Source organism: Microvirga soli (assembly GCF_016734765.1).
Lineage (GTDB): Bacteria > Pseudomonadota > Alphaproteobacteria > Rhizobiales > Beijerinckiaceae > Microvirga > Microvirga soli.
Genome location: NZ_JAERQE010000004.1, coordinates 38,676 through 62,646 on the forward strand (window position 1 = coordinate 38,676; position 23,971 = coordinate 62,646).

At 59.0% G+C, this 23,971-nt stretch carries 17 protein-coding genes; 9 read left to right on the forward strand and 8 right to left on the reverse strand.

The window, feature by feature from the left end; all coding sequences use genetic code 11:
- The first annotated feature begins 188 nt into the window (after positions 1 to 188).
- The gene (locus JKL45_RS05500) at positions 189 to 458 is read left to right on the forward strand and encodes a transcriptional regulator (protein ID WP_201860126.1); all 270 of its coding nucleotides are present in this window, start codon (positions 189 to 191) and stop codon (positions 456 to 458) included.
- 26 nt (positions 459 to 484) lie between these two features.
- On the opposite strand, the gene JKL45_RS05505 is transcribed toward JKL45_RS05500, so the two are convergent.
- The 5 genes from JKL45_RS05505 to tpiA form a co-directional block, all read right to left on the reverse strand.
- Complete coding sequence (locus JKL45_RS05505) at positions 485 to 886, reverse strand: DUF350 domain-containing protein (protein ID WP_190848289.1); 402 nt, start codon at positions 884 to 886, stop codon at positions 485 to 487.
- A 58-nt stretch (positions 887 to 944) separates the two neighbouring features.
- The gene (locus JKL45_RS05510) at positions 945 to 1,808 is read right to left on the reverse strand and encodes a VOC family protein (protein ID WP_201860127.1); all 864 of its coding nucleotides are present in this window, start codon (positions 1,806 to 1,808) and stop codon (positions 945 to 947) included.
- Positions 1,809 to 1,866: 58 nt separating this feature from the next.
- Positions 1,867 to 3,495: a CTP synthase gene (gene pyrG, locus JKL45_RS05515; protein WP_201860128.1), complete on the reverse strand. Its 1,629-nt coding sequence runs from the start codon at positions 3,493 to 3,495 to the stop codon at positions 1,867 to 1,869.
- Positions 3,496 to 3,600: 105 nt separating this feature from the next.
- Positions 3,601 to 4,008 carry a preprotein translocase subunit SecG gene (secG, locus tag JKL45_RS05520; RefSeq protein ID WP_201860129.1) on the reverse strand — a complete coding sequence of 136 codons (408 nt, stop codon included), beginning with the start codon at positions 4,006 to 4,008 and terminating at the stop codon, positions 3,601 to 3,603.
- Positions 4,009 to 4,128: 120 nt separating this feature from the next.
- Positions 4,129 to 4,896 carry a triose-phosphate isomerase gene (tpiA, locus tag JKL45_RS05525; RefSeq protein ID WP_201860130.1) on the reverse strand — a complete coding sequence of 256 codons (768 nt, stop codon included), beginning with the start codon at positions 4,894 to 4,896 and terminating at the stop codon, positions 4,129 to 4,131.
- Positions 4,897 to 5,032: 136 nt separating this feature from the next.
- Between tpiA and JKL45_RS05530 the strand changes: the two genes are divergently transcribed.
- From JKL45_RS05530 to JKL45_RS05565, 8 genes are all read left to right on the forward strand, one after another.
- On the forward strand, positions 5,033 to 6,928 hold the full coding sequence (locus tag JKL45_RS05530; protein ID WP_201860131.1) for a peptidylprolyl isomerase: 1,896 nt from the start codon (positions 5,033 to 5,035) through the stop codon (positions 6,926 to 6,928).
- A 3-nt stretch (positions 6,929 to 6,931) separates the two neighbouring features.
- Complete coding sequence (trpE, locus tag JKL45_RS05535) at positions 6,932 to 8,452, forward strand: anthranilate synthase component I (RefSeq protein WP_201860132.1); 1,521 nt, start codon at positions 6,932 to 6,934, stop codon at positions 8,450 to 8,452.
- 58 nt (positions 8,453 to 8,510) lie between these two features.
- Entirely contained in the window at positions 8,511 to 9,128 is a 618-nt protein-coding gene (locus tag JKL45_RS05540; protein WP_201860133.1) for an anthranilate synthase component II, read from the forward strand.
- Positions 9,129 to 9,134: 6 nt separating this feature from the next.
- On the forward strand, positions 9,135 to 10,148 hold the full coding sequence (trpD, locus tag JKL45_RS05545; protein WP_201860134.1) for an anthranilate phosphoribosyltransferase: 1,014 nt from the start codon (positions 9,135 to 9,137) through the stop codon (positions 10,146 to 10,148).
- A gap of 11 nt (positions 10,149 to 10,159) precedes the next feature.
- The gene (gene trpC / locus JKL45_RS05550) at positions 10,160 to 10,960 is read left to right on the forward strand and encodes an indole-3-glycerol phosphate synthase TrpC (protein WP_201860135.1); all 801 of its coding nucleotides are present in this window, start codon (positions 10,160 to 10,162) and stop codon (positions 10,958 to 10,960) included.
- On the forward strand, positions 10,957 to 11,433 hold the full coding sequence (gene moaC, locus JKL45_RS05555; RefSeq protein ID WP_201860136.1) for a cyclic pyranopterin monophosphate synthase MoaC: 477 nt from the start codon (positions 10,957 to 10,959) through the stop codon (positions 11,431 to 11,433). The genes trpC and moaC overlap by 4 nt, the downstream gene beginning before the upstream one ends.
- Positions 11,430 to 12,686: a molybdopterin molybdotransferase MoeA gene (locus JKL45_RS05560; RefSeq protein ID WP_201860137.1), complete on the forward strand. Its 1,257-nt coding sequence runs from the start codon at positions 11,430 to 11,432 to the stop codon at positions 12,684 to 12,686. Before moaC ends, JKL45_RS05560 begins: the two co-directional genes overlap by 4 nt.
- 208 nt (positions 12,687 to 12,894) lie before the next feature.
- Positions 12,895 to 14,202, forward strand: coding sequence for a calcium-binding protein (locus JKL45_RS05565; RefSeq protein WP_201860138.1), 1,308 nt, complete (start codon positions 12,895 to 12,897; stop codon positions 14,200 to 14,202).
- Between the two features lie 336 nt (positions 14,203 to 14,538).
- Here the strand turns inward: JKL45_RS05565 and JKL45_RS05570 are convergent, their stop codons facing one another.
- The 3 genes from JKL45_RS05570 to JKL45_RS30440 form a co-directional block, all read right to left on the reverse strand.
- On the reverse strand, positions 14,539 to 15,570 hold the full coding sequence (locus tag JKL45_RS05570) for a cadherin domain-containing protein (RefSeq protein ID WP_312896912.1): 1,032 nt from the start codon (positions 15,568 to 15,570) through the stop codon (positions 14,539 to 14,541).
- Entirely contained in the window at positions 15,516 to 16,916 is a 1,401-nt protein-coding gene (locus JKL45_RS05575) for a cadherin repeat domain-containing protein (protein ID WP_201860139.1), read from the reverse strand. The genes JKL45_RS05570 and JKL45_RS05575 overlap by 55 nt, the downstream gene beginning before the upstream one ends.
- Positions 16,917 to 16,997: 81 nt before the next feature.
- Entirely contained in the window at positions 16,998 to 23,780 is a 6,783-nt protein-coding gene (locus JKL45_RS30440) for a cadherin domain-containing protein (protein WP_281401707.1), read from the reverse strand.
- Between the last annotated feature and the right edge of the window lie 191 nt (positions 23,781 to 23,971).

Sequence of the window (23,971 nt, forward strand, 5' to 3'; positions counted from 1 at the left end):
AAGTGGGGTTGTGCCATGGGGCCGAATTCGAAGGTTGCGCCGAGAGGCGTCGGTGATTCTACGGAGAAACACCGATTTTCACCATCAGCATCGAAATCAGTAACATTACCTTAGGTAATTGGCTAAAGAGTACTGCTGAAGTTACTGCAAACACTAAGAAAATTTACCCGATAGCGGGAGGCGTTTAGATGTCAGATCAGGACAAGATGCAGGAGCTCGTGGCGATACGCACGGCTCTTGGCTTCACCCAAAGCCGGATGGCGCACGAGATCGACATGAACCTGCGGGATTACCAAGCTTTTGAATGGGGAGAAACCGAGATCCCGGATCTCTATCTCAGGGCGATTGAGCGGATCGCGATGCTCCTCGCGGTCCGCCACAGAAACCCGATGCTTGTACCGGCCTCCATGCGAGCCGAAGCCCTGCAATTTGCCAAGCTGGTCGAGATGGAGACCTGAGCGATGGACCCCGACCCCGCTGAACCTCAGAACGTCATGGCGGCGGCATTGATGATGCCGGCCGACAGCGATGAAGCGCCAAGGAACAGAGCGGCCGCCATCTCGCCGGCAGCGATTCGCTGCGAAAGATTGGGCATGACGATTCGAACGAGCCAGTAGACGACGATCTGCACGGCCAGCGCGACGAGACCCCAGACGAGGCAATCGACGATTGTCTGAGCATGCACGATGGCGCTGGCGAGCGGCAGGGCAAAGCCGACGAGGCTGAAGCCAAGCGCCGTGGCGGCCGAGATCACGTTCTCTCGGATCAGAGCGAACTCATTGTGCATGGTCGCAAGGGTGTAGATGGCGAGATACAGCCCCACCAGAGCGACGGCGAGCACGAAGAAAATCAGAAAATCGGGCAAGCCCGCGAGAGAATTAGCCACGGGTGTAAGGCCCCCACCGGTTGATTGTTTTCAACCGTTTAAGGGGACATGGTTAATATTACGTTGGCTCGAACGCGATAGCGACACCAAAAGCGGTGCTGGCCGGGACGATGAGCCTGCTGCCCATGTGCTGGTAGGGGATCTCCGCCGCGTCGAGCCACCTCGCCTGCCGCTGGATGTCCTCGACACGGATGGCGAACGCGACGAGGGACGGCTGGTCCAGCTCGGCTTCGATTGAGCCGTAGATCTCCGCGGCATCGTCCGGCGTCAGGACGTCAATGTGGCTCCCGTCCAAGCGGAAAGACAGGTCGTCCCCATCAGGGCTTCCGGGCTGCACGCCTGTGAATGCGTTCAGAAAATCACGAAGCTGCTCGGGCTCGGGAGCAGCCAGGGTGACGGAGGAGATGCGGGTCGCCTGATTGTCGTGCCGCTGGAACCCCGGGTTCCAGAAATTCTCCGGATAATGCTGCTGGCAAACGAAGAAGCTGGCCTTGGGAGAACGCTCGGCTGAGGTAAAGGCCAGCGTGAAAGCCACCTTGGTCTCGCTGCCGTCGGGCCGGCGTCCTGTTCGCTCGAAATGAAAAGGCTCGAAGGATCCGATGCCTTGCTCAGCAAAGAGAGCAGCGTCAGCCTTGGCGTCCTCGCTATCGAGGACCAGCATGGCAAGACCTTCGCGGGCCCGCAGGTAGTCCTGCACGAAAGCCCCGAAACTGAAGGCGCTGGCTGCATGGGGTGCTATGGCAGCACCCTCGCCGACCGTGATCAGTTCGATGAAGGAGCCGGGAAACTGGACGATCCGGTTCTCGGTGCCCCAGGGGTGCCGGTTGCGGGAACCGACTTGGAAACCGAGGCGCTGGTAGAAGTGTCCGGCTTGATCGAGATCCTGAACGGCAACTACGAGATGGTCGATCCGGCGGGTCATTGAGCTCTTTCCTGCGGGTCGCCCCCGTAAAACTCGGGGGCGACGGTTCAGGTTAACATCAAACCAGCCGGCTTTGCTCCACGGCCGCGTGGATGAAGCTCTTGAACAGCGGGTGAGGTTCAAACGGGCGCGACTTCAGCTCGGGATGATATTGCACGCCGATGAACCACGGGTGGTCCTCGTACTCGACGATCTCGGGCAGGATGCCGTCTGGCGAGACGCCTGAGAAGCGCAGGCCCTTGGCTTCCAGCTGGTCGCGGTAGGACATGTTCACTTCATAGCGGTGACGGTGGCGCTCGGAAATTTCCGTGCCACCATAGATCTCCGCCACCTTGCTGCCGGACTTGAGGGAGGCCTGATAGGCACCGAGCCGCATCGTGCCGCCGAGGTCGCCGCTGGCATTGCGCTTCTCGAGCTCGTTGCCGCGCAGCCACTCGGTCATGAGGCCAACGACCGGCTGCGAGGTCGGACCGAACTCGGTGGAGCTGGCATCCTGGATCCCAGCAAGGGAGCGGGCCGCCTCGATGACTGCCATCTGCATGCCGAAGCAGATGCCGAAATACGGCACCTTGCGCTCGCGGGCGAAGCGCGCCGCCCGGATCTTGCCCTCGGCGCCGCGCTGGCCAAAGCCGCCCGGTACCATGATGCCGTGGATGCCCTCCAGGAACGGAGCCGGATCCTCGCTCTCGAAGACCTCGCTCTCGATCCACTCGAGGTTCACCTTCACCTGGTTGGCGATGCCGCCATGGTGGAGCGCCTCGATGAGCGACTTATAGGCGTCCTTGAGGCCGGTGTATTTGCCCACGACCGCAATGGTGACCTCGCCCTCGGGGTTGTGGACGCGCTCGGAGATAGTGGTCCAGCGGGACAGATTCGGGTTCTTGGCCGTGTCGAGACCGAAGGCGGCCAGAACCTCGCTGTCGAGACCCGCCTCGTGATAGGCCAGCGGCACGTCGTAGATCGAGCGGGCGTCCCGCGCCTCGATGACGGCGGTCTCGCGCACGTTGCAGAACAGGGCAAGCTTGCGGCGCTCGTCCTTCGGGATCTCGCGATCGGTCCGGCAGAGCAGGATGTCGGGCTGGATGCCGATGGAGCGCAGCTCCGCCACGGAGTGCTGGGTGGGCTTGGTCTTCAGCTCGCCGGCGGACGGGATGAACGGGAGAAGCGTCAGGTGGACATAGATCGCCTGCCCTCTCGGCAGATCGTTGCCGAGCTGACGGATGGCCTCGAAGAACGGAAGTCCCTCGATATCGCCCACCGTGCCGCCGATCTCGACCAGGACGAAATCGAAGCCCTCGTTGCCGGTGAGGACGAAGTCCTTGATGGCATTGGTGACGTGCGGGATCACCTGGATGGTGGCGCCGAGATAATCGCCCCGTCGCTCCTTAGTGATGATGTCGAGATAGATGCGCCCCGTCGTGATGTTGTCGGCCTTGGTGGCCGGCACGCCGGTGAAGCGCTCGTAATGGCCGAGATCCAGATCGGTCTCAGCACCGTCGTCGGTCACGAAGACCTCGCCGTGCTGATAGGGACTCATCGTCCCTGGATCGACGTTAAGATAAGGGTCGAGCTTGCGAAGCCGAACCTTGTAACCGCGTGCTTGGAGAAGCGCTCCCAGGGCCGCCGAAGCCAGACCCTTGCCGAGCGAAGACACCACGCCGCCGGTGATGAATACGTACCGCGTCATGGACCCCTATCCAAAAATATCAGGCGCCGATTCGCAATCGCGAACCTGACCACCCGAAAGTCATCCACAAAAAGAGAGGGCCGGAAGCACCGGCCCTGGGTTCGTTTACTGCTGAGGCGCTGCGGGCGCCGGCGCCGGGGTGCCCGGGGCTGGAGCCGCGGGTTGATCGCCCTGAAGACGCTGCAACTGCTCGAGCACATTGCCACCCTGCGGAGCTCCCGGGGCCTGCTGGCCCGGAGCCGCCGGCGCGGTGCCGTCGAGGATCGAGCGCGGAGCCCGGGTCGTGGTCGCCATGACGGTGAGCGCGATGCTCGTCACGAAAAAGAGGCCCGCCAAAATCGCCGTCGCACGGGTGAGCGCATTGGCCTGGCCGCGCCCGGTCATGAAGCCGGAAACACCGCCGCCTCCACCGCCACCGAGACCCATGCCGCCGCCCTCGGAGCGCTGCAGGAGAACCACACCGATCAAGGCGAGCACGATGATCAGGTGGATAATGATGAGAACTGTTTGCATCGTTTTCAAAAACCTCAAGCGGCTGCGCACAGGGCGACAGCCGCTCGCAATCCGTTCGTTGCGGCGGCCTGTAGCATAGGTGGGCGCAGGATCAAAGGCCCGCAAGCCGCCTTTTCGCACTTACCCCAGATAAGCCCCTGCGATACCCAGGAAATCGGCCGCCACGAGGCTGGCCCCGCCGACCAGGGCACCATTCACGTTCTCCACCGCCATCAGCTCAGCGGCATTGGAGGGCTTCACGGAACCACCATAGAGAATGCGGACCTTGGGCGCATCTGCCTTACCGACGAGGCGGCGCAGCTCGTCGCGTATCGCGGCGTGAACCTCCGCCACATCGGCCGCAGTCGGGGTCAGGCCTGTGCCGATGGCCCAGACGGGCTCATAGGCGACGACCAGGTTGTGGCTGTTCGAATCGACCGGCATTGAGCCGCGCAGCTGCTTCTTGACGACCACGAGAGCCTTGCCGGCCTCACGCTCCTCGCGGGTTTCGCCGACGCACACGATGGCTGTCAGCCCCGCCCGGTGGGCTGCCACCGCCTTGGCGCAGACATCCACGTCCTTTTCCTTGTGGTACTGGCGGCGCTCGGAATGGCCGACGATCACATAAGTCGCGCCGGCATCGGCCAGCATCTCGGCCGAAAGGTCCCCGGTAAAGGCCCCTGACTCCTTAGCGTGACAGTCCTGGCCACCAATCGCGACCCGGGAGCCGACCGAGGCTTGCGCGCAATGACCGATTAGGGTCGCAGGCGGGCAGACAGCCAGCTCGACCTTGGCCTTGAGGCCTGGGGTGTAACCGGCGTGGATCTCCTCCAGCACCCTGGCCGAGCTCCTCAACCCATTCATCTTCCAATTGCCCGCAACCAGCGGGCGCGGCCTATCGACGCTCATATAAGGCACTCCTGTCACGCTTGATAACTTGGAACTAGCAGAGGCTTAGACCCTCTTTCAACCAGACTTGCCCTTTTCGTAGCGCCCCTGATCGTTTATCGGCAGGTTTAACGAGTTTTTGGGAAACGGGTTCACGATGCTTCGGAACATGCGCAAGGCTGGGCAGACAGTCGTCGGCAAAGCCATCGCCACCATCTTTTTCGGCGCCCTCATCGTCAGCTTCGCCATCTGGGGCATCGGCGACATCTTCCGCGCGACGCCTGCCTCCACGGTAGCCGAGGTCGGTGATACGACGATCACCGTCGATCAGACCCGCAATGCCTATACCAACGAAGTGCAGCGGCTCGGACGGCAGTTCCGCACAGTGATCAGCCCCGAACAGGCCCGCGCCTTCGGCCTAGACCAGCAGGTGATCAACAATCTGGTGACCGACGCCGTCCTGGCCGAAAAGGCCCGGGAAATGGGCCTCTCCGTCTCGGACCAGCTCGTCGCCGCGTCCATCATGAACAACCCGGCCTTCAAGGGTGCCGACGGCCAGTTCAACCGCGCTCTCTTCGATCAAGCCCTGCGCAACATCAATCTTTCCGAGGCCGGCTTCGTGCAGGAGCAGCGCTCTGCCATGGCACGGCTGCATCTCGCCGAGGCCATTGCCGGGGACATCAACGTGCCCCTGGCCGCCAAGGAAGCCCTGAACCGCTATGCCACCGAGCGCAGGGCCGCCTCCTACCTGCTCCTGACGGCCGCGATGGCGGGCGATGTTCCCGCTCCCACGGCGGAACAGCTTCAGACGTTCTTCAACGAGCGAAAGAGCGCGTTCCGCGCCCCTGAGTATCGGGCTGTATCCGTCATGGCTCTCGACGCAGCGGCGCTCGCCAAGCCTGACACCGTCTCGGAGACTGACGCCCGCCAGCGCTACGAGCAGCAGAAGGCGCGATACGGCACTCCCGAGCGCCGGACGATCCAGCAGATCACCTTCCCGTCCCCGGCCGAGGCCGAGGCCGCAGCCACCAAGATCAAGGAAGGCGCGACCTTCGAATCCGTTGCAGCGGAACGAAACGTGTCGGCGCAGGATCTTGAACTCGGCACCTTCACCAAGGCCGAGATGCTGGATCCGGCTGTGGCGGACGCCGCGTTCGGCCTTGAGCAGGGAGCGGTCAGCGCTCCGATCACAGGTCGCTTCGGCCCTATCCTGCTGCGGGTGACGCAGATCCAACCGGAAGCCGTGCGGCCTTTCGAGGAAATCGCCGCGGAACTCCGGCAGGAGGTCGCAACGGAGCGAGCCCAGGGGCAGATCGAGCGGATCCACGACGAGATCGAGGATCTGCGCGCCGGCGCCAAGCCTCTCGCAGACATCGCCAAGGAGAAGGGCCTGACCCTGGTCCAGATCCCGGCAGTCGATGCCAGCGGCCTCGACAAGGCCGGCAACCCGGTCAACCTCCCCGAAAAGGCTGCCACGGTGAAAGCAGCCTTCGCGTCCGATATCGGCGTCGACAACGAGGCGCTGCGCACCGGCACCGGCTATGTCTGGTACGATGTGACCGGCATCGAGGCTTCCCGCGAGAAAAACCTCGATGAAGTCCGCGAGCAGGTGGCCGCCCAGTGGCGCGAGGATCAGGTCGCCCAGCGTCTCTCCGAGAAAGCCCGTGGGCTGACGGAGCGCCTGGAAAAGGGCGAGGCCATCGAAGCTGTGGCTCAGGAGGCCGGGGCAACGGTGCAAACCGCCACCGACCTTGCCCGGAACGCCGTCAAGAACGACCTGACCGCCGAGGCTGTAAACCGCATCTTCGCCGTTCCGGTCGGCAAGGCAGGAAACGCCGCCAATGGCCCGGACGCGCGCGTCGTGTTCAAGGTCACGTCCGCGACGGTCCCGCCCTTGGTCACCTCGACCCAGCAGGCGCAGAACACCGAGAACCAGCTCCGCACCGGTCTCGGCGACGACCTGATCGGCCAGTATATCGCCCGGGTCCGCCAGGAGCTCGGCGTCACCATCAACCAGCAGGCGTTGCGTCAGGCCACCGGCGGTGAACTGTAAGCCATGACGCTCACGCCCGATTTCGACACATTCGCCACGGCCTATGAGGCTGGCGAGGCGGGCGTCCTGCGCGCCACCCTGGTGGGCGATCTTCTCACCCCTGTCGCGGCCTTCCTGAAGCTGCGGCATGGGCAGAAGGGCTCGGCCTTCCTGCTGGAATCTGTTGAAGGCGGCGCAACCCGCGGCCGCTTTTCCATGATCGGGCTCGATCCGGACCTCGTCTGGCGCTGCCAGGACGGCGTTGCCTCCATCGACCGTCAGGCTTTGCGCCGGGTGCAGGAGTTCACGGTGGAGGAGCAGCCTCCCCTGGAGAGCCTACGGGCCCTGATCAAAGAAAGCGCCCTGCCCCTCTCCGACGACCTGCCGCCCATGGCAGCCGGGCTCTTCGGATATCTGGGCTACGATATGGTCCGGCTCATGGAGCGTCTGCCGGAGCCAAACACGGACGTGTTGAGGGTGCCGGACGCCATCCTGATCCGGCCCACCGTGATGGTGGTGTTCGACGGGGTAAAGGACGAGATCTCGCTGATCACGCCGGTGCGCCCTCAGGCGGGCACATCCGCCAGGGCGGCCTATGAGACGGCGCTGGCGCGTCTCGACGAGGTAACAGTGGCTCTGGAGCGTCCGCTGCCCATGGACGATCGCACCGACCCGACGCACATCCACTTCGAGCCGCCGGTGTCCAACACCTCGCCGGAGGAGTTCGAGGTGATGGTCGCCAAGGCGAAGGACTACATCCGCGCCGGCGACATCTTCCAGGTGGTTCTGTCCCAGCGCTTCGAGTCCGCCTTCCCCTTGCCCGCCTTTGCGCTCTACCGGTCCCTGCGCCGGGTCAATCCGGCGCCGTTCCTTTGCTACCTCGACTTCGAGGACTTCCAGATCGTCTGCTCATCGCCTGAGATCCTGGTGCGGGTCCGCGACGGCAAGGTCACGATCCGCCCCATCGCCGGCACTCGCCCACGCGGGGCAACAGCCGCCGAGGACCGGGCCCATGCGGAAAGCCTGCTGGCCGACCAGAAGGAGCGCGCCGAGCACCTGATGCTCCTCGATCTTGGGCGCAACGACGTGGGCCGCGTGGCCGAGATGGGCTCCGTCGAGGTGACGGATTCCTTCTTCCTCGAATATTACAGCCAGGTGATGCACATCGTGTCGAACGTGGAGGGACGGCTCGATCCGGACTTCGACGCCCTCGACGCGCTCATCGCAGGTTTCCCGGCCGGCACCGTTTCCGGGGCCCCGAAGGTCCGCGCCATGCAGATTATCGATGAGCTGGAAAAGGACAAGCGCGGCCCCTATGCCGGCTGCATCGGCTATTTCGGCGCCAATGGAGAGATGGACACCTGCATCGTGCTGCGTACCGCAGTGGTGAAGGACGGGCGCATGGCCGTTCAAGCAGGCGCCGGCATCGTGTACGATTCCGATCCGGCTTCCGAGCAGCAGGAATGCATCAACAAGTCGAAGGCCCTGTTCCGGGCCGCCGAAGAGGCTGTGCGGTTTGCCAGTCAGGCGAGGGTCGGGCAATGAGATCGGCGTCAAGGCTTCCCTTGACCGGAGACGTCGCATACGCGAACGTCGGCACGCCATGACCCGCGTTCTCGTCATCGATAATTACGACAGTTTCACCTGGAACCTGGTGCATCTGCTCGGCCCGCTTGCTACCTCCGTCAACGTGGTGCGCAATGACGCGATTACAGCCGACGAAGTGCTCGCCTCCCCGCCGGACGCGATCGTGATCTCACCGGGCCCAGGCACACCGAACGATGCGGGTGTCTGCCTCGATCTCGTGAAGCGCGCCTCACCCGAGATCCCGACCTTCGGGGTGTGCCTCGGCCTGCAGACGATCGGTCAGGTTTTCGGCGGCACCGTCTCGCGGGCCCCCCTGCCCATGCACGGCAAGGTGTCTGAGGTGGAGCACGGTGGGCAGGCTGTCTTCCGTGGCATCAACGGCACGTTCAAGGCCACCCGCTATCACTCCCTCATTGTGGATCGGGAGACCTGCCCTGACGATCTTCTCGTGACCGCAGAAACCGCCGATGGCCTCGTGATGGGCCTGTCCCACCGGTCATTGCCGGTCCATGGCGTGCAGTTTCATCCCGAGAGCATCCTGTCCGAGCATGGGGTGACAATCATGCGCAACTTCTTCGATCTCGCAGCGGATTGGAACGCCAAGCACCGCGCCGCCGCTCCAGCAGGGCACTAAAAACCGATGGAATCCTTTAAATCCTACCTCGCCAAGGTTGCCACCGGCGCGTCCCTGACACGCGACGAGGCACGGGATGCTTTCGATGACCTGCTCTCCGGCGAGGTGACGCCAGCCCAGGGCGGCGCCTTCCTGATGGCGCTCAGGGTTCGCGGAGAAGCGCTTGATGAGATCGTCGGCGCCGTCACGGCCATGCGCGGACGCATGCTGCGGGTCAATGCTCCCGATAAGGCAGTCGACATCGTCGGCACCGGTGGCGATCACAAAGGCAGCTACAACATCTCGACGCTCGCCTCGATTATTGTAGCCTCCTGCGGCGTTCCCGTTGCCAAGCACGGCAACCGGGCGGCCTCATCCAAGTCCGGCACGGCAGACGTGCTCTCGGCGCTCGGCGTGAAGCTCGGCCTCGCCCCTGAAGGCCTGGAGCGCTGCCTGTCCGAGACGAAGCTCTGCTTCATGTTCGCCCAGACGCACCACGCCGCCATGCGCCATGTCGCGCCGGTCCGCGTCGAGCTTGGAACGCGCACCGTCTTCAATCTGCTCGGCCCGCTCGCCAACCCGGCCGGCGCCAAGCGACAGCTGCTCGGTGTCTTCTCAGAGGCTTGGCTCGAGCCTCTTACTCAGGTTCTGAAAGAGCTCGGCTCGCAGAAGGTTTGGACCGTTCACGGTTCTGACGGGCTCGACGAGATGACCACCACAGGCCCGACCTTCGTGGTCGCGCTGGAGAATGGCGCGCTCCGCCGCTTCACCGTCACACCCGAGGAGGTTGGTCTGCCGACTGCATCCCTCGATGATCTGCGCGGCGGAGATCCCGAGCACAACGCAGCGCAGCTGCTTGCGGTCCTCGACGGTGCCCGTACACCCTATCGCGACGTCGCTCTCCTCAACGCCGCCGCCTCCCTGGTGGTGGCGGACGAGGCGGCCAACCTGCGCGACGGCCTTGAGCGCGCCTCCCGCGCCCTCGACAGCGGTGCCTCGAAGGCGACGCTCGAGCGCCTCGTTCAAGTCTCGAACAGTTAAGTGGCCAAGCCATGAGCGACGTTCTTAGCCGGATCGAAGCCTACAAGCGTCAGGAGATCGCAGCCGCAAAGGCCGCCGTACCGCAAGCCGAGATCGAGCGCCGCGCCCGTGAGGCCTCGCCGCCACGGGGCTTCGCTAGGGCTATTGAGCGCCACCTTGCCGAGGGTCGTCCTGCGCTGATCGCCGAGGTCAAGAAGGCAAGCCCCTCCAAGGGTCTGATCCGCGCCGATTTCGATCCTCCGAGCCTCGCCCGTGCGTATGCTGATGGCGGCGCCACCTGCCTGTCTGTTCTCACCGACGAGCCTTCCTTCCAGGGCAGGCCCGAATACTTGGCCCAGGCGCGAGACGCTTCGGGCCTCCCTGCCCTGCGCAAGGACTTTCTCTTCGAGCCGTACCAAGTCTATGAGGCCCGCGCCTGGGGTGCCGACTGCATCCTCGTGATCATGGCGAGCGTCACGGACAACGAGGCCCGCGGCCTGATCGACACCGCCCACGATCTTTCCATGGATGTGCTGGTCGAGGTGCATGACCGGGCGGAGCTTGAGCGCGCCCTGCCGCTCGGCACCAGGCTGATCGGCATCAACAATCGCAACCTTCGCACTTTCGAGGTTTCGCTCGGGGTCAGCGAAGAAGTGGCGCCGCTGATCCCGTCCGACCGCATCATCGTCGGCGAGAGTGGCATCTTCACACTCGAGGACATCGAGCGCCTGAAGTCAGTGAACATCCACACGTTCCTGGTGGGCGAAAGCCTGATGCGCCAGGCAGACGTGGCCACAGCCACCCGTAAGCTCCTGTTCGGCGAGGCGGCATGACGAGGCTGACGCATCTCGATGCGGCGGGCGAGGCCAACATGGTCGACGTCTCGGAGAAGGACGTCACGAGCCGCACCGCAATCGCAGAGGGCTGCGTGGTTATGCTGCCGGAAACGGTGGCCTTGATCGGCCAGGGTGATGCCAAGAAGGGCGATGTCCTTGGGACGGCAAGGCTCGCCGGCATCATGGCCTCCAAGCGCACGCACGAGCTCATTCCTCTCTGCCACCCTCTCCTGATTTCGAAGGTGAAGGTGGATTGCACCCTCGACGACAGCTTGCCCGGTGTGCGCGTGAGCGCCGAGGTGAAGGTGTCGGGTCAGACCGGCGTCGAGATGGAGGCGCTCACGGCCGTTTCCGTTGCATGCCTGACGATCTACGACATGGTGAAAGCGGTCGATAAAGGCATGCGGATCGAGAACATTCGCCTTCGCCGCAAGAGCGGCGGACGCTCGGGAGATTACGAGGCGCCATGAGCCTGATCTCGGTCGAGGATGCCCTCTCACGGGTGCTGGCGAGTGTGGAAAAGCCGCTCGACACCGAGCATGTCCCCCTCGCCTCCTGCGCCGGACGCACCCTCGCCGAGAATCTCAGCGCCCTGCGCGACCAACCGCCCTTCCCGGCCTCCGCCATGGATGGCTATGCAGTGCGCAGTGCTGATTGCACCCAGGCCCCAGTGAACCTACAGATTATCGGCACCAGCGCTGCCGGGTCCCGGTTTACCGGAGTTGTTGGCCCTATGGAGGCCGTCCGGATCTTCACAGGCGCACCCGTACCGGACGGCGCCGATGCGGTGGTGCTGCAGGAGGATACGGAGCGCTCCGGAGATCAGGTGACGGTCAAGGAGGCGACCCGCCCCAACCGGCATATCCGCCCGGCAGGCCTCGACTTCCGCGCCGGTAACGTTCTTCTGCAGGCAGGAATGCGCCTCGATTCCCGCCACATCGCCTTGGCTGCCGCCATGGGGCATGGAACGCTCCCTGCCCATCGCAAGCCGCGCGTTGCGGTGCTCGCCACGGGCGACGAACTTGTGCGGGCGGGCGAGCCTGTCGGCCTCGACCAGATCACCGCTTCCAGCCTTCCGGCCACGATCCTCATGGCCGAAAAGGCCGGTGCCGAAGCCATCGATCTCGGCATCGCCCGCGACACACTCGAATCCCTCGACGAGCGCATTCAGGCTGCGCGCGACGCCGGTGCCGACATCCTCGTGACCCTAGGCGGCGCATCGGTGGGCGAGCACGATCTTGTACAGAAGGCTCTGAGCCGCCAGGGCATGGATCTCGGCTTCTGGCGCGTGGCATTGCGGCCAGGCAAGCCCCTCATGCATGGACGGATCGGCTCGACCCTGCTCCTGGGCCTTCCTGGCAACCCGGTCTCATCCCTTGTCTGTGCCGTCCTGTTCCTGGTGCCGGCCATCCGCGCTTTTCTGGGGGATCAACGAGCCGCAGACGATCCAGCGGAGGATGCCATCCTCGGGGCGGACCTCCCGCCCAATAAGGAGCGGCAGGATTATATGCGAGCCTCGCTTACCTTGCAGGACATACCCTTAAGCCTCGCCCAAGGCTCTGAGCGCCTCATGCTCCCTGTCGCAACGCCGCATCTGCTGCAGGACTCATCCATGCTGAGCATCCTCGAACGCTCCAACGCCCTGCTCGTTCGCCCGCCTCACGCTCCAGCGGCAGTAGCTGGGGAGGCGTGCCGGATCGTTCGGCTGGAGCGGTTCTGCTAGCGACTACATAGCCGCCCTTTCGCACCCTACCGTTCGACAGAAGCAAAGACTTTTAGATTTACTCGCCACTCGCTCCCGACGTGGGCTTTTGCCGATTCCAGCAACAACGGTTGTACTTCCAAGACAATGGTAGTTGCCTCATCGCTCTTAAAATGCAACTATATAATATCAATAATACCGAGCCTTTTAGGCTTGATAAGGGGTACAAATGGCTGTCGAAATTATCAATGGCTCTGAAAATGCCGATCAATTTAATGTTGTTGCACTCATATCGGGCCAAGATGGCCTGATTTATAACGGGTTGAATGGCGACGACGTCTTCGTTGTCAACGCAGGTGTGTCACAAACAAGCATTTATGGCACGAATGGTGCTGGTGACTTCGCGGACACTCAATTGGATACCATCCAGCTTCTAGGTTCCGCTCATCTTAATTCTATCGTCGGGATCGACGTTCTGAGATTTGGACCTCTGAACCTTGCGACGACCCTCAGCTATAACGCTAACAGCTCCTTCGGCGTATCGAAGGTTGTCGGTTCCATCGCTGGCGTTGACACCATACACTTCAGCAGTGCTTCGGAGGCTGTCGATCTCGACCTTTCGAAGACGGTATTTGAAAACTGGGGCCGCGCCAATCAGACCATTCTGGTCGAGATGAACGCCGACGCTACGAGGATCAACGACGACCGCTTCGTTGGCAGTGCAGCGAGCGAGCGTGTTACAGCAGGCGTGGGCCGTGACCTGCTCTACGGCAATGCTGGCGACGACTATCTCGATGGCGGCGACGGCATTGACGTGCTCGATGGCGGCGACGGCAACGACACCCTGATTGCCGGAGGCGGCGAAGGCCCAAATATCCTGAAGGGCGGCAACGGCAACGACGTCTATAAGTTTGATGAGAAGGTCGACATCATCGTCGATACGGGCGGGCTCGACAGCCGGATGGTGGCGAAGAACACCACGATGTCCTCCAAGGACAAACTCGAAGGCCTTGCCGCCGATGAGGCCGCTGGAGGTAAGTCGATCAATTTGACCGGCAACACCAAAGCCAATCTCCTCGTCGGACACGTCGGCAAGAATTCCCTAAAGGGCATGAACGGCAACGACATCCTGGAAGGACGTCTTGGTGCAGATAAGTTGGACGGCGGCGTCGGCAACGACAAGCTCTATGGCGGTCTCGGCAACGACAATCTCACCGGCGGGGCAGGACGGGATACGTTCTATTTCGATACGGCTCTGGGCGGCAACGTGGACAAGATCGTCAGCTTCTCGACCAAGGACGACCGGATTGCTCTGGACAGAGACATTTTCACGGCCATCACCGGCAGCAAGCTGGCCTCATCGGCCTTCTACATCGGCACGAAGGCCAAAGACGCGGTCGACCGGATCGTTTACAACAAGAGCACCGGCGCCCTCTCCTACGATGCCGACGGATCCGGCACTACGTTTAGTGCGATCAAGTTCGCTACGCTCGACAAGAACCTGAAGCTCACGGCTTCGGATTTCATGCTGATCTAAACAATCAGAATACCTTTTCCATTCGACCCGCTTCGGCTGAAACCGAAGCGGGTTTTTTGTTGCCTATTGACGCCAGCAAAGGGCGCTTGGCACGGTCCACTAACTGTCACGGCGCACTCATGTCGATGTCACAGGGCAATTCATCTCTGGCTATCTGCGACTGAACAAAATTCTTCTCCTGGTGCCGAATTTCATCTGCTTCCCAGACCCTTGCTGCGCCTAACAGTCGTGAGATGCATTCTCACCCGCAAAACTCTGCACCTAAAGACCAAAACAAAATAGCCAGCCGCCCTATTGGACGGCCGGCTATCTTAGATCGCTATAACGTGTCAGATATTAGATAAAGAAGAACTCTGAAGCCTTCAGGATCTTCAAGGCCTTGTTCTTAGTGAAGGTTGCCATTTCGATCGCGGCCTTCGAGCCTGAACCGTCTGCATCATAGTACAGAACACGCTTCTTTGAGTCATACACGAAGTAGTCGTCTGCCTGCTTCGCCTTATCGCCCACCGTGAAGAACTTGCTCGCCATCTTCAGCGGCTTGCTCTCAACGCCTTTCTTGATCGCTTTGTAGAGCGCCTTGTTGCTCTTGAAGAGATCGTTCTCCAGCCAGATCGAGTCGTCCTTGACGCTGTAGTCCTTGATCGTATCGAAGTTGACCTTCCGATCCGTCTTGGAGGTGCCCAGTTTGGCATTGAAGATAAAGGTGTCCTTGCCTATGCCGCCCCACAGGGTGTCATTTCCATCACCGCCCCACAGCTTGTCATCGCCAGCGTCTCCACGGAGAGTGTCCTTACCCAAGCCACCATAGATTGAGTCGTTCCCGAAGCCGCCACTCAACGCATCAGCAGCAGCACCTCCGTAGAAAACATCGTGAGCGCTTGAACCGGCCGTCACTTCAGGATTCACGTCATTGACGGAGATCGTAAAGTTCTGGGTATGTGAAAGACCGGTTCCGTTTTTATCAGTCACTTTCACGGTGACCGTGTGTGAAGTCAGCTGCTCGTAATCAAGCCTGTATCCATCCTTGACTTTGAGCTGATTGCCAACGAACTCAAAACGTCCATCAGGATTGACGATGGAGTACACGAAGCCACTACTGTCATCTGGATCGGTGGCCGCGAACGTTGCCACAGTCACTCCTGCGGCCTCCAGCTCGTTTACAGATCCACCAGAGGAGATTCCGATCGAGGTCGGGCCTTTGTTCTGAGGTGTTGTTGCTGGATTGACGGTGACGGTGACGACCTCGATGTGGGAGAAGCCGGTGCCGGCCTTGTCCTGCACCCGCACCCGCACCTGAACCGTCGTCGGCTGGGTCACGTCCGGCAGGCCGAGCGCCCCCACCGTGATCCGGCCCGTGGTGGCGTCCACGGCAAAGTTGCTGTTGACGGTGATCGGGTTGCCGTTGGCGTCACCAGCGTGAAGCGGAAGTCGCGGTTGCCCACAAACGTGTCCGGGTCGGCCACTGAGGTGACCGTACCCACCGTCGTGCCGGCCTCAGCATTCTCGCTCATGACGTTGACCGCGTAGGTGGCGTCCGAGACCGCCTCGTTGACGTCGTCAAGGTAGACCTTGACCGTCGTGGTGTCGGAGGTCTGGCCGTTGGTGCCGCTCTCCTTGGCCCGCACCTGCACGTTGAAGAACTTGCGCTCCTGGGCCGTGCCGGCGTTTTCCACCTGCAGGTTGGTGTTGTTCTCGTAGTTCTGCGCCGTGCCGTTGAAGGTGATCACGCCGCTGGTCGGGTTGATCGAGAACAGGCCGTTGACGCCGTTGACCATCTCGTACTGCAACGTCGTGCCGCCGACACCATCGTCCGTCGACACAACCGTCGCAACGTTTCTTGCCCCAGCCGCACTCTCAGTCAGTGTGACAACCGCATTGTCGACAATCGTCGGAGTCGTAGGTCTACTGTTGATATCATCACCAATGTCGTTGGTGACATAGACCTTAATCGTAGTTGTAGTCGATAGAGGCGTACCGCCGACGGCACCACCACCGTCCGTCACTGTAATGCCGACATCGTAGTATTTGCCGGAACCATCTGTCTTCAGCAGTGGATCAGTTGCCTCATAATCCAGAGGTCCGGTCAGCTGCAACTGACGACCTGTCGCATCCAACTTAAAGCGATTACCCGGGTTTGTGGTGATAGAATATGCAAATGTATCGCCGTCACCGCCAGAAGTTGTCCTATCCTGATCAATCGATGACAGATTTGCAACAAATGTATTTGCGCCTTGGTTCTCGACTACTGAAAGCGAGGCTCCGCCGGTTGCATTCAGAGCTCTCAAATTCGTCGGAGCTTCGTTGATATCACTTACAACGAAAGTAAATGTGCCTTCGTGCCTAATCGCTTTGGTTGTCTTATCTGTAAACCGGTAGGCAATCTCGTGCTGGGCAAGATCTTCGTAGTTGAAGCGGATCTCTCCACCATTATTAGGTTTAACTTTTATGACGTATCTCGTCACACCATTGATAACCGCAGTCGTAATCTCGTATCGCCCTTCGGCATCACCGGGGTTTTCATTGCCGAAATAGAAATCGAGATTCATAGTCGCCGGATCTATGGCAGATCCGTTGAGATCAAATCCATCGAGAATACCAATATTTCGCTCGGACTGGATATTCTCCTGAATGATGACGGTCTTATCAAAGCGGGCTACATCAGGCGGAGGATTGGTGAAACCATCGGCCGCAATGATGCGAAGATTACGAGGCATGTGGGTACTCCTGATAGAATGTTTTCGACAAAATTTTGAGTTGCACTGCAGCAGCGATGCCCAGATCGCTGCTGCAGGTCTTTAGAAGATGAGGAAGCTGTTGAAGGTAATGACAGGAAGTTTCTGCAGTTTGGCAAATAGAACTTGTGCAGCCTCTCCGTTCCCATCGGCATCATAGTAGAGATCTCCGTTCTCCTCATCATAGATTATACGATGAGCTTCGGAGGTCGCTTGCGCGCCTTTGTGGAATGCTTGCTCCTGAAGATTTCCTGCAGGACCGATTTGAGAGAAGACACCCTGCCTCTTCAGATTGATCATGTCTTGGCCAACTGTAAAGTCGACAATGGTATCCACGTTATTTGCACTTGGACGTGTGTCGAACACAAAGATGTCCTCACCGGTGCCGCCTGTGAGCTTATCGTTGCCTAGCCCTCCATAAAGCTTGTCGTTTCCAGCTCCACCGTTCAATTGATCACGACCGCCGGTCGCACGAATTGTGTCGTGGGTTGATGCACCGGTGTTCATGATTTCGACCGCAGCATTGACGATGTCGAACGTGATCAGCTTCTCAAAAGTGTTTTGCTGAGAATCTGTGACGCGGACTCGAATCTCATGTTCTGTCTCGTGCTCAAAATCGAACCGTACGCCACTGGTAATACGGACGACATTGTTCTCTTCTGGATCAAGGTAGAAGCGCCCATCATCGTTATCGATCAACTCGTAAGTAAAGGTATCGTCTGTATCCTGATCCGTAGCACCCAGCGTAACGACGTATGTCCCATTAGGCGAAAGCTCCTGAATGGACCCGTCTCCGTCTTTGAAGACAATGTCGTTCGGCCCGTGATTGCCCGGATTGTCATCCAGATTTCGGATATTGACCCGGATCCTTTGAGCGTCACCGGTCAAGCCCAGGCTGTCGGTTGCCGCGATATCCAGGTCGACGAAGTCGCCCAGGATCTCCCAGTCCAAGACTGCACCATCAGCCATTCTCAGCTCGAAGGCGCCGCTGGTCGGGTTCCACACGATGGTGAACAGATCTGCGTGCTGTCCTGTGATGGAGTAGCCGGTGATCTGATCTCCGTCTTCGTCCAAGGCGCTCATCGTGCCGAGCACGACGGAGTTCTCATCCACCGTCACAGCCGTAGCGTCGTCGATCCGAACAGTGCTTGGCGCATCGTTCACATCGTTGATCGTGATCTCAACGTCATCTTCGAGCTCCAGTCCATCACCATCGATAACTCTCACGGCCAGTCTGTAAGAGCCTACCGCTTCATGGTTGAGCACGGCACCTTGGTTGACGCGGATCTCCCAGACGCCATTGTTATTGACGATCCGGAACAGCCCCGTCGAGTGGATAAGACCTTCAGGATCCTGACTATCGACAAACCTGAAGCTGAAGGTTTCACCTAACGTGTCGACAGCACCCAGCCGGCTGACAAATGTATCAACGCCTGAATTCTCGTTGACAGAATTGCCCTCAAAGGTAAGTGCCGTTGGGGCTTTGAATAGTTTTCCGTTGATCCAGACATTTTCGATGCCATTGGCGTTCAGGGTTCTAGCGGCATTGATGGCATCAGCCCGATTCCCACCATAGACAGAGGTCTGAAGATAAGCGGTATCGTTTGTGCCTGTACCGCTATCGTGAGCTGAGTCACTGGCATGGCGGATGTAGTAGACATCATCGCCTTCGCCGCCGTCCAGAACATCGCCTCCACCTGCGCCGTCGAGGGTGTCGTTACCCCCGCCGCCATTCAGCGTGTTGCTGCGAGCGTTACCGGTCAGAACATTCGCGCTTCCATTTCCGGTAAGCGTGATACCGTCGAACCCGCTCTCAGCTGTCAGGTTTTCAATGAAGGAGGCATCATCGATGCCATAGCTGTAGCTGGCTACAACCGTGTCGATCCCTCCGCCACCATTAGCTTCGCTGATTGAATCGCCGGCACTGTCGATATGGAAAGTGTCATTACCCGCGCCACCGATCATGACGTCGTCGCCGGTGCCACCATCGAAAATGTCGTGACCGCCATTACCTGTCAGCGTATCGTTACCTTCCTTGCCTTGGATAAGATTATTGCCTGCGTTTCCTTTGATATCATTCGAAAGTGAATTGCCGGTTAGTGTAAGGTTGTTTTCGGAAGTGGCATGTTCCACTTCCATATCTTCCAAGCCAGCGCCAAGCGTCCAATTGATAGAAGTAATAACCTTGTCGCGTCCACCGCTGCCAGTGTCAGATGCGGAGTCACCTTCGCCAACATAGTAGGTATCACCTCCGTGGCCGCCGCTCATGATGTCGGCGCCTTCGCCACCTTTCAGCACATCGCTGCCGCCGGATCCATTGAGCGTATCGTTTCCACCGCCTCCGATGAGAATGTCATCTCCAGAGCCGCCGACGAGCTTATTCTTCTCATCGTTGCCGACAATCTCAAGCCCTGCCGTTCCTACTACCTCGATGACCTCAATAAATACATCATTCTCAAGGGTGAAATTTACTGTGGTTTTGATGATGTCAATGCTTGTTCCATTCTGGCTTTCATCAACGGCATCATTTTCATTGTCGATAAAATGGGTATCGCCATTGTCGCCACCTCTCATAGTATCGGCACCAGTACCGCCGTCGAGAGTGTCAGCGCCACTTCCACCGATCAAGGAGTCGTCCTGTGCTCCACCTTCAAGTATATCGTCGCCCTCATCACCTCGGAGCGTGTCGTTTCCGCCGCCTCCAACGATCGAGTCGTCTCCACCGCCACCTTCTAGGGTATTTCTCTCGTCATTCCCTTCAATGGTGTTCTTTGCGCCGTTGCCGATAAGGTGAACACCTGTCGCACCTATTTCAGCCTTCATATTTTCAATGACCGAGGCTGCCCTGTACGTGCCAGCAACCGTGGCGACCAGCGTGTCGGTGCCCGACTCGTCGATAACAGTGTCAATATCTTCGACATCGTAATAAGTGTCGTCGCCTGCACCGCCGTTGAGCGTATCCTCTCCGCGTCCACCCCTTAAGGTGTCGCGCCCTTGACCACCATCAAGGCTGTCGTTGCCGTCCCCACCGGTTAAATCATTATGCCCCGCATTACCGGTCAGAATGTTGTGATCATCATTGCCTGTGAGCGCAATATTTCCCGCACCGGCGCCAGCAGTGAGATTTTCAATGTTCGCATAGCCAACAAGCGAGAACGACCCAAGAGCTGCCGCGACAACAATAGTGTCTTCATCGTCAGATGGCATTTCCTCAATATGATCGGAAGCACTGTTAACAACGTAGGTGTCGTTGCCGGCTCCACCAATCAGAGAGTTGATGCCGGCTCCGCCAATCAGCGTATCGTCACCGATTCCACCTGTCAGCGTATCGTTATCTGCACCACCATCGAGAGAGTCATTTCCGTTATGACCGTGAAGGGTATCCTCACCTTTTCCGCCGAGAAGGATGTTATCGCCTGAGTTTCCGGTAAGAATATTGCCAAGGTCATTGCCGGTAAGCTTGATGTTCCCCGAGCCCGTTGCCGTCATGTGCTCGATGCCAGCACGGCCTTCAAGCGAGTAGTTTACCGATGTTTCGACGATATCAACGTCATCGCCTCCGGTTCCTTCGCTGACATCGTCATCGACGTTGTCGACGATGTAAGTATCTCGGCCACCGCCGCCGATCATGACGTCGGCGCCAACGCCACCGTCGAGATAGTTGTCGCCGTCATGACCGGTCAAAGTATTGCTGAGAGCATTACCTGTGAGATTGATTGTCCGGCCGCGAGTCTGCGCGTTATTCAAAGCCGTGATATTCTCGATGCGATCCCTGGTCAGCAACGAGTAGTTCACGCTTGTGATAACCGTATCGGTGCCGTCAGCATCCGGATCTTCTATGACCTTGTCGTCGGAGGAATCCACATAGTAGATGTCATGCCCAAGGCCCCCTCTCATCTCGTCGTTGCCGGTGCCGCCATCAAGGGTGTCGTTGCCTTGGCCGCCATTGAGAGTGTCGTCATCAGCGTCGCCGAATAGAGCGTCGTCATCAATGCCGCCACTCAAGGAGTCGTTACCGATGCCGCCACGCAGAGTGTCGTTGCCCGCCAAGCCCTCGATTATGTCGTTGCCGCCTCCGCCGAGCAGAGTGTTGGCCCTGTTGTTCCCGGTCAGCAAGTTGGCGCTGCCGTTACCGGTAAGGGTAAGACCGTCGATATTCTCAGCCGCGGTCAAATTCTCAATGAAGGATGCGTCATCGATGGAATAACTATAGCTGGCAACAACAGTGTCGATTCCTCCCGTTCCTGCGGCCCCACCACCTTCTGAAATACTGTCGCCAGCACTGTCGACATGGAAGGTGTCGTCGCCGCCGCCGCCCACCATTATGTCGTCGCCAATTCCACCATCAAGAATGTCTTTGCCGCCGCCGCCGATCAGGACGTCGTTCCCGCCCATGCCGCTTAGCTTATTGGCAGCGGAGTTGCCCCTAATCTCGTTGTTATGAGAGTTTCCGGTGAGATCAATTGCAGCCGATGTGCCAGCCTCGAGATCCTCGACATTATCCCTGAGAGTATAGCTGATCGTGGTGATAACCTTGTCACGGCCGTTTGCTTCACCTGGATCTTCAAAGACAGTGTCGCCCGCTTCCTCGACATAATAGAGGTCGTTATCCGCCCCGCCCTTCAGGATGTCGCTACCGGCGCCGCCCTTCAGCGTATCGCTTCCGGATCCACCCTCAAGGGAGTCACTGTCCGCACCGCCCTCAAGGCTGTCGTCGCCGCCCGCTCCTAGCAAGGTGTCGCTGCCAGCCAATCCAACAATCGTGTTTTTGCCCGCATTACCGGTAATTCTATTACCGGCAGCATCATTATTTCCCGTCAGGTTGAGGTCACTGGTTCCATTGATGTTGGAGGTTTCGAGATGCTCCACATTTTGGCTGAGGATGTAGTGGACACTTGTAATGACCGTATCTGTACCGCCAGTGCTTGAAGCCTCTTCGACTCGGTCGCCACTGTCGTCCACAATATAGGTGTCGTCACCGCCACCCCCGCGCATGGTATCGGCATTAGCTGCGCCGTCGAGACGGTTTGCGCCGTCATTGCCAACGAGCGTATTAGCTGCGGAATTGCCGGTAAGGTTGATCGCGGCATTTCCAGCCACGGCTTCGATGATCTCAACTCCAACGACTTGACCTGCCAGACCTAAGTTATAATGGGCCTTGGTGATGATCCTGTCACCGTTTTCGATACCGTTATCGATGACGTTATCGCTCTCGGAATCCACGTAGTAAGTGTCATTACCACTGCCTCCTTCCAGGGTATCGACGTCTCCACCACCATCGAGCGTGTCGTTACCTTCGTTGCCGAGCAGATGATTTCGTGTGTGATTGCCTATGATTGTATCGGCTATGGAACTACCAATAACGCCTTCGATACCCCAATACTTATCCCCAAGAGCTCCGCTAAAATTCTTATTAGTTTCCAGATCAACATAAACCGAAACGCCTCCGGTGTAGTCCACATAGTCAAAGTGATCACCACCATCCATGGAGTCGTTGCCCACTCCACCATTCAGAGTGTCGTAGCCTATTCCGCCCTTAAGAGTGTCATCCCCATTACCTCCGGAAAGGCTGTCCTCGCCTGTATGCCCGGACAGTCGATCGGCACCATCACGGCCGTTCAGTATGTCATTCACTGCCATACCAACGTAGTAGTCACTTGCGTCAGTACCCGACCAGAAATACTTACCCCCGGGACTATTGGCCGAACGAGTATCGAGCGTTTGGCTGCGAATGTTGCCGCTCCACTCAAAGGTGACAGTAAACTGGCCGTCTTTGTGCGAAATCAATTGAGGCGCGGAATATGCAACCTCATCCCAAATATTGACCTCAGCAAGATGTTGGGTTCCGTCGGCGTTCAGAACCTTAACCTTGACGCTGTATTTGCCACCGCCCACTGTATCCAGCCAAGCGATTGCAATCTTGTCGCCAGGAAGGACGATCGCAGTCGATTGCGCTTCTACCCCTGTAAAGACAGGACTGACCTCAGTGCCGTTTGGACCGCCATGCACGACAGTTCCAGCATCATCGCGGATCTGCCAGTACACCTTCCCAACGTGCTCCCAGCTGATGAAGATGCGCCCATCAGACAATGCAGCAATACTGGTACCGGCGTTCTCAACACCGTTCAGAGCGAAGACTTCAGTTCCGAGACTGCCATCGGTATTAATATACCGGTATCGCAGACCATAAGATATTACTTCTTCATCTCCAACAATTGTGATCACGCTGTAATTCCAAAGCACCACGCTTCTCCCGTCGGACAGCGTGATAACTTTAGGATCAGACTCAGTCATACTGGAGTTTGCGATCGAATTAACGCGGGTCTCAACGCCTGTTTTCTGCCCATTGGCTAGGAAGATTTGAGATTTGATGTCTCCATTGGCTTCCCAAATCACCATATAGCCACCGGCCGCTGGCCCCGACACGAGCGGAACGATTTTTGCGTCCTGCGGCTGGCCTATAACGCCATTATTGGCCTGCAGCTCAGGAACAACGCGGTCACCGGAAGAATCCAAGAGAAGAGTATAAATGCGGCTGTCCGCCAGCGTGCCACCGCTAAATGCGACAGCGTAACGACCATCCTGCAAGATCTTGATTGTCGGGGATCCAACACCAGAACCGCCTGGAGCCGCCATGGTGCTGAGAGTCCAAGTGTCTTTAACAAGCTCCCCATCAAACCCGATACGTTTAGCCTTGATAACAGTGCGGCCTAGAGATGGATCGTACTCGGTCCATACGACCATTGTGGTTCCATCTGCACCAACCACCGAGCTAGCACCAGACTGGGCATTGGAGGAGGCAGAAACTTGAGAGACATTGTTCCAACCGCTTATTCCGCCAGACATGTTAGGCTCCGATCAATATAGTTACTAAACGTTATATTGCATCGTTATGGCATGAAGTTGAGGCGGAATGCAACACCCTTTCAATTTGAAGCTAGAGAATGGTTTACAAGCCCGAATGAAAAGCCAGCACCAAGGAAGATATTCGGATGCCAGCTATCAATCAAGTTTCTAGATTATGTACAATTGCTATC